Origin of the sequence: Robertkochia sediminum, from assembly GCF_016786255.1 — a bacterium.
Taxonomy (GTDB): Bacteria; Bacteroidota; Bacteroidia; order Flavobacteriales; family Flavobacteriaceae; genus Robertkochia; species Robertkochia sediminum.
The window spans coordinates 1-14,645 of the sequence record NZ_JADMKT010000077.1; the positions used below are offsets into that span (position 1 = coordinate 1).

The 14,645-nt window shown below is 47.2% G+C and carries 8 protein-coding genes; all 8 read right to left on the reverse strand.

The genetic code is table 11. The features are described 5' to 3' along the window. Positions 1-136: 136 nt before the first annotated feature. A complete protein-coding gene (locus IS446_RS09920; protein ID WP_203058431.1) occupies positions 137-994 on the reverse strand; it encodes a hypothetical protein in 858 nt (285 codons plus the stop codon). A gap of 95 nt (positions 995-1,089) precedes the next feature. Next, positions 1,090-2,211, reverse strand: a complete 1,122-nt coding sequence (locus tag IS446_RS09925) for a tyrosine-type recombinase/integrase (protein WP_235996469.1) — start codon at positions 2,209-2,211, stop codon at positions 1,090-1,092. Between the two features lie 216 nt (positions 2,212-2,427). Then, positions 2,428-4,230, reverse strand: coding sequence for an acyl-CoA dehydrogenase family protein (locus IS446_RS09930; protein ID WP_203060296.1), 1,803 nt, complete (start codon positions 4,228-4,230; stop codon positions 2,428-2,430). 226 nt (positions 4,231-4,456) lie between these two features. Beyond that, positions 4,457-5,647: an acetyl-CoA C-acyltransferase gene (locus IS446_RS09935; RefSeq protein ID WP_203060298.1), complete on the reverse strand. Its 1,191-nt coding sequence runs from the start codon at positions 5,645-5,647 to the stop codon at positions 4,457-4,459. Positions 5,648-5,720: 73 nt separating this feature from the next. Further along, positions 5,721-8,126: a 3-hydroxyacyl-CoA dehydrogenase/enoyl-CoA hydratase family protein gene (locus IS446_RS09940; RefSeq protein WP_203060300.1), complete on the reverse strand. Its 2,406-nt coding sequence runs from the start codon at positions 8,124-8,126 to the stop codon at positions 5,721-5,723. 21 nt (positions 8,127-8,147) lie between these two features. Continuing rightward, positions 8,148-8,597, reverse strand: coding sequence for a MarR family winged helix-turn-helix transcriptional regulator (locus IS446_RS09945; protein WP_203060302.1), 450 nt, complete (start codon positions 8,595-8,597; stop codon positions 8,148-8,150). A 155-nt stretch (positions 8,598-8,752) separates the two neighbouring features. Beyond that, the gene (locus IS446_RS09950; protein WP_203060304.1) at positions 8,753-10,528 is read right to left on the reverse strand and encodes an AMP-dependent synthetase/ligase; all 1,776 of its coding nucleotides are present in this window, start codon (positions 10,526-10,528) and stop codon (positions 8,753-8,755) included. A 118-nt stretch (positions 10,529-10,646) separates the two neighbouring features. After that, positions 10,647-14,309: a phosphoribosylformylglycinamidine synthase gene (gene purL / locus IS446_RS09955; protein ID WP_203060306.1), complete on the reverse strand. Its 3,663-nt coding sequence runs from the start codon at positions 14,307-14,309 to the stop codon at positions 10,647-10,649. Positions 14,310-14,645: the final 336 nt, after the last annotated feature.

Below are 14,645 nucleotides of genomic sequence, written 5' to 3' on the forward strand. Positions count from 1 at the left end.
AACGGTCAGGCTATGGCTCGTGGCGGGCTGTGTTAATGCTGATTCCGACAGCGATGGAGAGCCTGGTTGAGTTCATGAATTTATTATATTTTGGAGTACGAAACTAGCCATGAGCTATAGCCAATGTTGCCCACAGTTATATTAAATCAATTTCCCAAATAAGAAATTTACCGAACTCCCATTTCATGACTATTTCTTTTATTTTCGGATGTTTCTTAAATTTCAAAACGTGCTTAATGTTCTGATTTAGCGTTAACCTCATATTCTCTTCATATTCATTTTCATCATTCAGGTTAACCTTATCAAGTCCCACTATCGATTCTTTTATCAATGAGTAAATTCCTGAATGATCGTTTTCAATTTCATTTCTCCATGAATGTTTAAAGAAAATCACTTCATCATTTTTATAAACCTCTAATCCAGGTGATAGGATTTGAGATATTATTTCATTATCTGAACTTTGTAAAGAATTGAGTACAGAATTAAATGAAGGAATTTTTTCTGCTTTTGGAGAAGGGAAATAATCATTGTACACTTCACTAATCTTTATACTAGCAAGTCTATTTTCGTTGTTAATTTCGAAGGAGTAATTTGTGCCTTCATATTCTAGCATTTCCCCATATTCTCCGATATTTTTGGCATTAGTTGGCTCACCCAATTTCTTAATCAGTTCCTCTTTGGGCATTCCCATTTTTAAATTTTTGAATGCAGGATCTATAGTAGGATCATCACCATATAATTGTATTGACCATATAATATTCTTATCCCAGTTAGCATATTCAAATATCATATATACAGTAGAATCGGGCTTAACAAGAAAAAGCTCAAATTCAAAACCATCGTCGAATGTTTTTTGTTGTAGTGGTTGATTTAATTCGGTTGTTGGGACCTCTCGAAATTGATTTAATTTGAAGCCATTAAGTTCATTGACTAAGTCCTGAGAATATCCAAAAGTCGAGAACGATATAAGTATTACTAATGCGATTTTTTTCATAATTGTGGGCAACTTGTTTATATAAACACAAACATGGTTTATATGCCGCCATATTCGTGGGTAATTGTTGGTTTATGTTGTTTATCGAATATAGTTTATATAGCTAAGTCGTCAAAGGGATTTCTTATCTTTTGTAAACTATTGGTGCTAACGTGGGTGTAGATCATTGTGGTCTTCGGATCGTTGTGGCCCAGTAGTTCCTGGATGTATCTTACGTCGGTGCCGTTCTCTAAAAGATGAGTGGCGTAGCTGTGCCTTAAGGTGTGGAGGGTGACGTGCTTGGTGATCTGTGTATTACTTACCGCCTTGATGAGTACCTGCCTGGCGCTGGATTGTGAGTATGCTCCACCATCTCTTCCTTCGATCAAATAGTCTTTAGGCTTATAGGTTGCCATGTATTGCCGCATTTTGTCCAGTATACGGTCACCTAAAGGAATAAAGCGGTCCTTTGCACCTTTGGCATGCCTGATGTGAACAAACCTGCGGTCCAGGTCCATATCGTTCAGGCGTATGTTCAAAGCTTCACCAATACGCAAACCACAGGAGTAGATCAAACTTAACATAAAGCGGTGCTTGCTATTTTTTACGGCCATCAGCAAACTGGCCACTTCTGCCTTAGACAATACCTCCGGGAGCCGTTGCGCCTTGCGCGGTCGCTCCAAATGGTGAATGTCCAGCTCCCGACTGTGAAAGCGCATGTAAAATAACTTCAATGCACTGATGATCTGACTCTGAAATACCCGGCTATACCCCTTCTCGAGGATGTATCCCTTGTTAAAGTCCTCAACATCGTCATTGGTGATCTCCTTCGGATCCTTTTCGTGAAAATAGGCAAAGAATACCCGTAGCAATCCCGTATAGGTGTTAATGGTGTTCTTGCTGTAGCGCAATTGCTTCATCCAATGCATATAGTCTTCCAGTTCTATTACTACGGTTTCGTGTACCGTTTCCGGAGAAGGGGTAGATGGTGATTCCCTAGTGGTACTGGAAAATCGAAGCTCACTGTAATTAACATACCATTCTGCAGCCCTGAAATGCTGGAAGATGGCATTGAGATGAAAACGGGAGTAGGGCATAAGGTAACACCGGTGGTCATGCGACCATTGCAATCCGCAATACCCGGCAATAAGTTGCCTGTACTCGAGATCATTCCTCGCCGGGATACCTATAAATCTGTCGCCTTCCCGCTCTACAGGGAAAAGTGTTACCGTTTTCATGATGCTTTTGACTTCCTATAAATATAGAAAAAATTCTACACATTAAGGAGGTAGCCAGGTAAACGGGGAAGTGGGGAAGTGGGGAAGTGGGGAAGTGGGGAAGTGGGGAAGTGGGGAAGTAGGAAGGTGGGGAATAAAAAAACCGTCCGGTTTCCCGGACGGCTTCTCAACAAACAACTAAATTCTAAAACCCTATATCAAGAGTAAAAAAGGGAATTAAAAACAAAATTTATTTTCGGCCGTTACTTTTTCGGCAATGATATTTCTAAGTGCGATCACGTTTGGCAGATTCGTATACTTGGTGAAACGCTTAAGTCCCATAAGCATCATACGCTGCTCGTCGCCTTCGCTGATCTCGGCAATACCTTCCTTAGCACTGGTGTTGATCTTTTCAACAGCATTGTACAGGTATAGCTTGGCCATGGCGATCTGCTCTTTCTGACTTTCCTCTCCAAAACGCTTGGCGTTCTTTTCGGTTCTCAGAATCGCCGATTCTGCCATATACACTTCGATAAGGATATCGGCTGCTGCCATTAACAATTGCTGGTGCTCTTCCAATTGCGGACCGTACTTCTGTACTCCGGCTCCGGCTACCATCAGGAAGACCTTCTTAAGCTTGGCAAGCATTTCTTTTTCCTCTGCGAACAGTTCAGAATAGTCTGGCGTATCGAATGATGGAATGCTCATAAGCTCTTCCTGTACGGCCATAGCCGGCCCAAGAAGATCTACGTGCCCCTTCATCGCTTTTTTGATCAGCATACCTACCGCAAGCATCCTGTTGATCTCATTGGTACCCTCGTAGATCCTTGAGATACGGGCGTCTCTCCAGGCGGCTTCCATAGGCGTATCTGCAGAGAATCCCATTCCTCCGAAGATCTGGATCCCCTCGTCGGTGATCATCTGGCAGTCTTCTGATACGGCTACCTTCAGGATCGAACACTCAATAGCGTATTCTTCCACTCCTTTAAGCTCTGCTTCAGAATGTGAATTTCCTTCTTCCTTACGCATCGCAATGCGATCTTCGATATCCTTTGCAGCACGGTAGCTGGCACTTTCATCGACATAGGCGTTGGTCACCATATCAGCGATCTTAGCCTTGATGGCTCCGAACTTGGCGATCGGCGTTTTGAACTGTACACGCTCGTTGGCGTATTTTACCGCCTCAGTGATCACCCTTCTTTCGGCATCAAGACAAGCCGCAGCCAGCTTGATACGTCCTACGTTAAGGGCGTTCATCGCGATCTTGAATCCGTTGCCTCTTTCAGAAAGCATGTTCTCTACCGGAACCTTGGTCTCGTTAAAGAATACCTGGCGGGTAGAAGAGGAGTGTATACCCAGCTTCTTTTCTTCATCACCAAGAGTGATCCCGTTCTCCGGATCGTTCTCTACGATGAAACCTGTAATGTTCTTGTCGTCTTCAATACGGGCAAAAACAATAAACAAGTTGGCGAATCCCGCATTGGAGATCCACATTTTTTGTCCGCTTATCAGGTAGTGCGATCCATCTTCGGATAGCACGGCTTTTGTTTTCCCGCTGTTCGCGTCAGATCCTGCTCCCGGTTCTGTAAGACAGTAAGCGCCAAACCACTCCCCGGTAGCGAGCTTAGGAACGTATTTTTTCTTTTGCTCATCGGTACCGTACATCACGATCGGCATGGTTCCGATCCCGGTATGGGCACCAAAGGCGGTGGCTAAACTTCCGGTTGCACCCGAAATATAGTCACATACCAGCATCGTGGTCACGAAACTCATTCCGAGTCCGTCGTATTCTTCAGGAACAGCAATACCCAGTAACCCGAGCTCTGCTGCTTTACGCATTACCTCTTCGGTAAAGGCGTAGTCTTTCTTTTCAAAACGTTCCTTGTGAGGCCATACCTCACGGTCTACGAATTCTTTTACCGACTCCTTCATCATGTTCTGCTCCTCGGTAAAGTCCTCCGGGGTGAACACGTTCTCAGCCTTGGTTTCCTTTACGAGGAACTGGCCGCCACGGGTGAGTTCTTTTTTTAGCGTTTCCATATCTTAATGTTTGGTTTAATCGATAGTTTCTTTTCTTTTTCTAATAGCTTGCCAGAGTGCAAGTGTGAGATAGATTCGCTTGTGATCGATGTGGTCTGGTGACCTTGTATTTCTACGTTCTCGATGTCCGATTCATCATTCATCATTCATCATTCATCATTCATCATTCATCATTCATCATTCATCATTCACCATTTATAATCTATCATCTATAATCTATAATTCCCTAACTCAGGAATTCGTAAACTCCCGCAGCGCCTTGCCCGGTTCCCACACACATGGTCACCATACCGTACTTGCTGTCTCTTCGGCGCATTTCGTCAAAGAGTTGTACAGAGAGTTTGGCTCCGGTACATCCCAGTGGGTGGCCCAATGCAATGGCTCCTCCGTTCACGTTCACGATGTCGGGGTTAAGTCCGAGTTCGCGAATTACGGCAAGCGACTGCGAAGCAAAGGCTTCGTTAAGCTCCACGAGGTCGAGCTGGTCTTGCTTGAGTCCGGCCTGTGCCAAAGCTTTTGGAATGGCTTTTACCGGTCCGATTCCCATGATACGAGGCTCCACACCTACAGCGGCATAAGATACCAGTCGTGCGATAGGCTCCAGGTTGAGCTCCTTGACCATTTCTTCGCTCATGACCAGGGCAAAGGCGGCTCCATCACTCATCTGTGAAGAGTTTCCGGCTGTAACGCTACCTCCCTGGGCAAATACCGGACGTAAACGGTTAAGGGCGGCCATATTGGTGTCGGCACGTGGCCCCTCGTCTTGTTTTACGGTATAATTGCGGGTTTCTTTCTTACTGTTGGCATTTACAAAGGTCTCTTCGATATCGATCGGAACGATCTGGTCGTTGAATTTCCCTTCTTCGAGGGCCTTAAGGGCCTTCATATGTGAATTGAAGGCGAACTCGTCCTGGTCGTCTCTCGATACCTTGAACTGGTTGGCAACGGCCTCTGCAGTGAGTCCCATGCCCCAGTAGTAATCTTCATTTCCTTCCTTGGCTACCTTATAGTCGGGTACAGGCTTGTATCCTCCCATCGGAATGTAACTCATGCTCTCTGCACCACCGGCAATAATACAATCGGCCATTCCCGACTGGATCTTGGCGGTGGCCATGGCAATGGTTTCGAGTCCGGAAGCACAGTAACGGTTCACGGTTACTCCGGGTACCTCTTCGGTCTTCAATCCCATAAGGGAGATCAGACGCCCCATATTGAGCCCTTGCTCGGCCTCCGGCATGGCGTTCCCCACGATCACATCATCGATGCGGTTCTTATCGAGGGCAGGTACCTGTTGCATCAGGTATTCAATGGTCTCTGCGGCCAGCTCATCCGGACGCTTGAACCTGAACAATCCTCTTGGGGCCTTCCCAACAGCTGTTCTGTAAGCTTTAACAATATATGCGGTTCTTGTTTTCATTGTCTTTGATTTTGAATTCGGTTGTGATGTTGTTCAACTCTCGATTCTCGATTCACGATTCTCGACTCACGATCTAATTACGTAAAGGTTTTCCCGTTTTCAACATATGCTGAATACGTTCAAGCGTCTTGCGCTCGGTACAGAGCGAAAGGAAGGCTTCTCTTTCCAGATCGAGCAGGTATTGCTCGCTTACGTAGTTAGGCTCTGAAAGGTCACCTCCGGCCATTACATAAGCCAGTTTGTTGGCGATCTTCTTATCGTGCTCGGAGATGTATTTACCGGCTTCCATCGAATCGGTTCCTACCAGGAACATTCCCAATGCCTGCTTTCCGAGTACCTTGATGTCCTTGCGCTTAGGCGGCTGGGTGTATCCGGCCTCCGCCATAAGCAGGGCGTGCTTTTTAGCTTCGGCAAGCTGACGGTCTTTATTGACTACCACCACATCTTTGCCGGGCTGCATGATACCCAGGTCAAAGGCTTCGTAAGCCGAGGTCGATACCTTGGCCATCCCGATGTTCAGGAAGTATTCTCTGAGTACGTTGAGTTCTACGTCGTCTTTTCTAAAAGTGTCTGCAGCTCTCAGGGCCATTTCCTTAGACCCTCCACCGCCGGGGATCACCCCAACACCGAATTCCACGAGTCCCATATAGGTCTCTGCAGCAGCTACGACCTTATCGGCATGAAGCGAAAGCTCGCAACCTCCACCCAGGGTCATGCCGTGAGGGGCAGAAATGGTAGGGATGGCCGAATAACGCATACGCATCATCGTATCCTGGAACATTCTAATGGCCATGTTCAGCTCATCGTATTCCTGCTCTACAGCCATCATAAAGATCATTCCGATATTGGCACCCACAGAGAAGTTAGCTCCCTGGTTACCGACAACCAGTCCCTGGAAGTCTTTTTCGGCCAGGTCGATCCCTTTGTTGATCCCTGCCAGCACGTCTCCACCAATGGTGTTCATCTTGCTGCGGAATTCAACGTTGAGAATTCCATCGCCGAGATCTTCGATAACCACGCCGCTGTTCTTCCATACCTCGTTCGACTTTCTGATGTTGTCGAGAATGATGAAGGCGTCTTGTCCTGGTTTCTTGATATGTTTCTTTTGTGGTATGTCGTAATAATGAGTGGCTCCGTCTTTTACACTGTAGAACGAGGTGATTCCTGCTTCCAACATTTCGTTAACCCAAGCAGCAGGTTCCATTCCCTGGTCTTTCATGAGCTTAACCCCTTTTTCAACACCAATGGCATCCCAGATCTCGAACGGACCATTCTCCCATCCGAATCCGGCCTTCATGGCGTCGTCTATGCGGTAGAGCTCGTCTGAGATCTCCGGGATCCTGTTCTGCACGTATGCGAACATGGCGCCAAAGTTCTTGCGGTAGAATTCACCGGCCTTGTCTTTTCCGCCTACCAGTACCGGAAAACGGTCGATCACATTGTCAATGGTCTTGGTGAGTTCCAGGGTACCGAAGGAAGCTCTTTTCTTGGCGCGGTATTCCATGGTGTTCAGGTCGAGGGAAAGGATCTCGCTCTTACCATTGTCACCTTTTACCTTTTTATAGAATCCCTGGCCGGTCTTGCTACCGAGCCATTTGTTCTCCATCATGGTCTTTATAAAGTCCGGAAGTTTGAACAGGTCGTGTGCTTCGTCTTCCTTACAGTTGTCATAGATCCCGTTGGCTACGTGCACGAGGGTGTCGAGGCCAACCACATCTACGGTACGGAAGGTGGCCGATTTAGGACGGCCGATCACCGGACCGGTAAGTTTATCTACTTCTTCTACGGTAAGGCCAAGTTCTTTTACCTGGTGGAAAAGACTCTGGATCCCGAAGATCCCGATACGGTTTCCGATAAAAGCCGGGGTATCTTTGGCCATAACAGAGGTCTTCCCAAGAAACTTATCACCGTACTCCATAAGGAAGTCGGTTACCTCCTGTTTGCAATCAGGTCCGGGAACCACCTCAAAGAGTTTGAGGTAACGCGGCGGATTAAAAAAATGGGTAATGGCGAAGTGCTGACGGAAGTCTTCACTACGACCTTTATTCATAAAGCCTATCGGTATTCCTGAAGTATTGGAAGTGATCAGGGTACCCGGCTTACGGTATTTTTCGATCTTTTCGAAAACCTGTTGTTTGATGTCCAGACGTTCAACCACCACCTCGATGATCCAGTCTACATCGGCAATCTTCTTCAGGTCCTCGTCCATATTACCCGTGGTAATACGGCTCGCGAATTTCTGGTTGTAAATAGGGGAGGGCTTCGATTTTAAAGCCGCTTTGAGATTGTCGTTAACGATACGGTTCTTAACCGCCGGGTGGTCAAGGCTCAGGCCTTTTTTCTTTTCAGCATCATTAAGTTCGCCGGGTGCGATGTCAAGTAGTAATACCTCGGCACCGATATTGGCAAAATGGCAGGCAATACCGCTTCCCATAATTCCGGAACCGATCACTGCTACTTTTCTAATTCGTCGTTTCATGTGGTTGATAATGAATTATTTTTAGTCTTTGTTTTGGTCTTGATAAATTTTACGCTCTGAAATGAGGCCCTGTATGGTTTCAGCAACATTGTAAAAGCCCTTTAGATCGCTCTCGCTTACATGATTGCGAATGGTATCATTGAATCTCAGAACTACCTCCCTGGAAATATCGCGCTTTTCCTTTCCTTCCGGAGTCAGACGAATGATCACACCGCGACCGTCATCCGGATTCGGCGTTCTGTATATAAGTCCGCGACCTTCAAGATTCTTGAGAAGGCGCGATAAGCTCGTGGCTTCCATACCCATGCGCGGACCTAAAGTAGTTGAGGGGGAACCGTTTTCCGGGTCTATGCTGAGTAAGGTGAAGCCCATAGCCATGGTCGACTCGAACTTATGAGCCTCTTCATTATACATACGGGTAACCAGTTGCCAGGTCGATCTCAGAACGTAGTCTATTGTTTTATCTTTCATTGGGTCGTTGTCGATCTGACCAAATATACAAATATTTTATTATGCATGCATAGTAAATTTATAAGAATTCTCATATGAGAGGATTGTGTATTCTATGGCATAAAAAAAAGCTCCCCGGAGTGGGGAGCTTAAATCATTATAACACAGATCACTATTTATTCTTCGTGACCGTAAATATCATTATACAATTTAATGTACTTCTGCTTGATGATCTTACGCTTGAGTTTCATGGTCGGGGTAAGGTGACCTGCGTCGATACTCCAGAGGTCCGGAGTAAGCTCGAATAATTTCACCTTCTCCCACTTCCCAAAGCGCTCATTATAATGGTCGATCTCTTCCTTGATACGGGCTTTAACCTCCGGGTGATTCACCAGTTCTTCGTTGTTCTTGAGTTCGATGTTGTGACGACGCGCCCATTCCATAACAAAGTCAAAACTTGGTTGCACCAGGGCGGCAGGCATTTTTTCGCCTTCACCTACGACCATGATCTGCTCGATAAAGCGCGATTGCTTCATCTCGTTCTCGATGATCTGTGGAGCGACATACTTACCCCCTGAGGTTTTGAACATTTCTTTCTTACGATCGGTAATTCTGAGGAATCCTTCGCTGTCGATCTCTCCAATATCTCCGGTGTGGAAATAGTCGCCGGTCATCACTTCAGCAGTGCGCTCTTCATCCTTGTAATACCCCATCATTACATTTGGTCCTTTACATAAGATCTCACCGTCTTCTGCGATCTTCACCTCAACTCCGGGAACGACCCTTCCCACAGTACCGATCTTCCATCCTCTGTTGTTCTGGTCGTTTACCGCGATCACAGGAGAGGTTTCTGTGAGTCCGTAACCTTCCATTACCGGCATTCCGGCAGCTCCGAATACACGGGCGAGTCGCGGTTGCAGGGCTGCACTACCCGAAACGAGGATCTTGATGTTGCCTCCAAGTCCTTCCTGCCATTTGCTGAAAATAAGCTTTCTGGCGATCCCGAGCTGGAATCCGTACCAGGCACCATTGGCGTTGTAAGGTTCGAATTTCTTTCCGAGTTCAATAGCCCAGAAGAAGAGACGTTTCTTAATTCCTGTAAGATCGGCACCTTTGGCGTAGATCTTGTCGTATACCTTTTCGAGGAGTCGCGGCACCAAGGTCATCACCTCAGGCCTTACCTCTTTAAGGTTGTCGCTGATCGCTTCTATAGATTCTGCAAAATAAATATTGATACCGCAGTATTGGTAGAGGTAGGTCACCATGCGCTCAAAGATGTGGCAGATAGGGAGGAAGCTCAATGCCTTGTCTCCCGTATCCAGGGGTACACGCTCTTTACTGGTGAGTACATTCGACACGATATTCTTATGAGAAAGCATAACGCCCTTTGGTCTTCCCGTTGTTCCTGAGGTATAGATCAGGGTGGCGAGATCTTCAGTTTTGACGTTGTCTTTACGTGTTTCGAGTTCCTTTTGGTTCGCTTCATTCTTACCCAGCTCGAGTACCTCTTTGTAATTTTTAGCACCTTCTACCTGGTCAAAGGTGTAGATCTCTTTCAGGTTGGGGGTGAGGTCTTTAATGCTGTTTACTTTTTCAAGCAATTCTTCGTCGGAGACAAAACAATATTTAGCATCCGAATGATTGAGAATGTATGCGTAGTCTTCAGCAGAAATGGTCGGGTAGATAGGAACGTTCACCGCCCCGGTTTGTAATACCCCGATATCAGAAATATGCCATTCCGTTCGGTTGTTGGTGGAGATCAGAGCGATCTTCTCTCCCGGTTGGATGCCCAGCTCTATGAGCCCTCGGCTAAATTGATCGGCTAATCTGATGAATTCTCTGGTGGAAGTTTTCACCCACTCATCACCATATTTGGTGCAAAACGCTGCTTCTTGTTCGAAATTCTCCAGCTGGTATTGCGGAATCTCAAATAAACGGGTAATGTTGGTCATTCTTAGTGTTTTTTTCAGTTTTGCAAAATAGGAAAATTTCTGTATTACTTAATCAAATTCATAAAAAAAGGAGCTGCCATTTGGCAACTCCTTAATTTTTAAGTTATAAAATTGGTGTTTATTTGGTTTCCAGCCACTTCCTTGCGTTCACAAAGGCTTCAACCCAGGGCGTTACCTCATCGTTGCGATCTTCAGGGTAATGCGCCCAGTTCCATGGGAAGGTCGAACGCTCCAGGTGAGGCATCATCACCAGGTGTCTTCCGCTGTCGTCGGTAAGCATTGCTGTGTTGAAGTCTGATCCGTTCGGATTTGCCGGATAGCCTTCATAACCGTATTTACCAACGATCTGGTAACGGTCTTCGGCATAAGGGAAACTGAATTTTCCCTCACCGTGTGCCGCCCAGATACCGAGGGTGGTTCCCGCCAGCGAAGAAAGCATCACCGATGGATTCTCCTGGATCTTTACCGACGTAAAGTTACATTCGAACTTGTGCGAATCGTTGTGAAGCATCTTTGGCTTCTCTTCGTGATTCGGGTTGATAAGGCCTAATTCGATGAAGAGCTGACATCCGTTGCAAACGCCCAGCGATAGGGTATCTTCTCTGTCGAAGAAGTTTCTCAGTGAGGTTCTGGCCTTTTCATTGTAAAGGAAGGCCCCGGCCCATCCTTTAGCACTTCCCAGTACATCTGAGTTGGAGAATCCTCCCACTGCGGCAATGAACTGAATATCTTCAAGGGTCTCTCTACCGCTTATCAGGTCGGTCATGTGTACGTCTTTCACATCAAAACCTGCGAGGTACATGGCGTTGGCCATTTCGCGCTCTGAGTTACTTCCCTTTTCACGTATAATAGCTGCTTTGATGCGTTTTCCTGCAGGGGCCTCGGGACGCTTCCCGTCGAATTGTGCCGGGAAGGTGTATTGAAGCGGCTGATTCTTATAGTTGATATAGCGCTCTTCTGCTTTGTCCTTACCACTTTGTTTTTGATCGATAAGGTAGGAGGTCTTGTACCAGATATCTCTTAACTGTGAAACGCTGAATGAGAAGGCGTCAGCGCCATTCTTGATCTGCATACGGTCTCCTTCTGTTACAGCTCCGATCTTGTGGAATGCAATTCCGCGTTCCTTAAGAAGTTGCTCTGCGGTCGCATCGTCTTTCGCCTGGAAGACCACGGCTACATTCTCGTTGAAGAGGGCTTTGGCCGAATCGGTTTCTTCCAATGCATCGAGGTTGATCTGTGCTCCCAGGTCATTGTCTGCAAAACACATTTCCAAAAGTGTGGTAATGAGTCCGCCACCGGCTACATCGTGTCCCGCAAGGATCTGTCTGTCTTTGATCAGGTCCTGGATGGCATCAAAGGCCTTGGCCAGGTAAGCGGCATCGCTAACAGAAGCACCTTTATCACCCACGCTATTGAGCACCTGGGCAAAAGAGGTTCCTCCGATCTCGAGGGATTGCTGAGAGAGGTTGAGGTAGTAAATGCTTCCTCCGTCTTTTTGGAGGACAGGGGTTACCACCTTAGTAATATCGTTACAGTTTCCTGCTGCCGAAATGATCACGGTTCCCGGGGCGATCACTTCCTCATTGGGATATTTTTGTTTCATCGACAGGGAGTCTTTTCCTGTCGGAATATTAATACCGAGGTCGATAGCGAATTGCGAACACCCTTCTACAGCGTCATAAAGTCTGGCGTCTTCCCCTTCGTTCTTACATGGCCACATCCAGTTGGCAGAGAGGGATACCGATCTGAGTCCGTCCTTAAGCGGCGCCCAAACGATATTGGTAAGCGATTCTGCGATCGCTACGCGGCTACCGGCTACCGGGTCGATAAGGGCCAGTACCGGGGCGTGCCCGATAGAAGTGGCAATACCTTCTTTCCCCTGGTAGTCGAGGGCCATAACCCCACAATTGCTCAATGGCAATTGAAGCGGTCCAACACATTGCTGACGTGCTACGCGTCCGCTTACACAACGGTCTACCTTGTTGGTAAGCCAGTCTTTACAGGCAACTGCTTCTAATTGAAGTACCTGCTCCAGCAATTGCGGAATGGCTTCTGTGGTATATTGAGGAGCCTGATAGTTTCTGGCTACCTTTTTATCGTTCATTATGGTCTTGGGAGAACTTCCGAACATATCGTTCATCTCCAGGTCCATTGGAGTGGCTCCGGTACTTGACGACTTAAAGGTAAAACGGTCGTCTCCGGTTACTTCACCTACCTCATACATGGGCGATCGCTCTCTTTCGGCGATCTTTCTCAGTTTTTCGGTGTGGGCCTCAGAAATAACCAGTCCCATACGCTCCTGACTTTCGTTTCCGATAAGTTCTTTGAGCGAAAGGGTAGGGTCTCCCACAGGAAGTTTATCGGTGTCGATAAGGCCACCGGTCTCTTCAACCAATTCTGAAAGACAGTTAAGGTGACCTCCGGCTCCGTGGTCGTGAATAGAAACGATCTCGTTCGTATCGCTCTCTACCATCCCGCGTACGGCATTGGCGACACGCTTTTGCATTTCGGGATTCGATCGCTGGATCGCATTGAGCTCGATCCCACTGGAGAATTCTCCGGTATCGGCAGACGATACGGCAGCTCCTCCCATCCCGATACGGTAGTTGTCACCACCTAGTACCACGATCTTATCTTTGGGTTGCGGGGTGTCTTTTTTGGCTTGGGCGGCCTTGCCATACCCGATACCTCCGGCTAGCATGATCACCTTGTCAAAACCGAGTTTGCGCGCTTCTTCCTCGTGTTCGAAGGTGAGTACCGAACCGGCGATAAGGGGCTGTCCGAACTTGTTCCCGAAATCAGAAGCTCCGTTAGAGGCCTTGATCAGGATGTCCATTGGAGTTTGGTACAGCCAGTCGCGTGCTGCCATTTTCTGCTCCCATGGGCGGTTGGCTTCCAATCGGGAGTATGAGGTCATATATACAGCAGTCCCTGCCATAGGCAATGATCCTTGTCCGCCGGCAAGACGGTCGCGGATCTCTCCTCCCGAACCGGTAGCGGCCCCGTTAAAAGGCTCTACGGTAGTAGGGAAGTTGTGGGTTTCTGCTTTCAGGGAGATCACCGAATCAAAATCGGTCACCTGGTAGTAATCGGGTTTTTCCGGACTCTTAGGGGCGAATTGCTGTACCCTTGGCCCTTTTAAAAAGGCGACGTTGTCCTTGTAGGCCGAAACGATATCGTTCGGGTGGGCTTCAGAGGTTTTTTTGATCATCTTGAAAAGCGATACCGGCTTCTCTTCTCCGTCGATCACGAAGGTTCCGTTAAAGATCTTGTGGCGACAGTGCTCCGAATTGATCTGTGCAAAACCGTATACCTCGGCATCGGTAAGCTTACGCCCCAGGCGCTCTGCCAGGGCGTTGAGGTAATCGATCTCCTCCTGGCTCAGGGCCAGACCTTCTTTTTCGTTATAGGCTGCAATATCGTCGATCGCTTCGATGGGCTGCGGATCCAGGTGGATGTCGAAGATATCCTGGTCGAGTTTGGCGAACTTCTGGCTTAACATCGGGTCGAAGTCGGTGTCATCGGCTTCAGTGGCAATAAATTCCTCGATACGAATAAGCCCTGTGATCCCCATATTCTGGGTGATCTCCACGGCATTGGTACTCCATGGAGTAACCATGGCTGCTCGCGGACCGATAAAATACCGGTCTACCGTATCGGTGTCAATAGCAGGAGCGTCGCCAAAAAGCCAGGTGAGTTTTGAGGTGTCTTCCTTTGAGAGTGCTTTGGAGGTTTCTACAGCAAAAACCTTCTCTTTTGGGTTTCCGAAGAAAACGATCATAGATTGCAAAATTAGGGTCCGTTAACGGGAGCGGACTAATGATTGATTTTGAAAGCGCAAAAATACAATTTTTTAACTCAAAAAAGCGGCCAATCCGGAGGAATACCTTACAGAAAAAAGGACGTCTTGTTCCGTAGGATCACTTTTTGAGAAGTGCCCCTGTTTATTCCTTGGGGTAGTGGAGGTTTAGTGTTGTTTTTTTTTGATCCTGGCAGGTTGTGGCAAAACGCGCCAAAACCCCGGAGAGCTTCTGTGGGGTTGCTCCATTTCCGGGATTTTATTGTTCGTCAAATGCCAACAAAAAACCCGCCAGGGTTACTTGCGGGTAGTGATGCT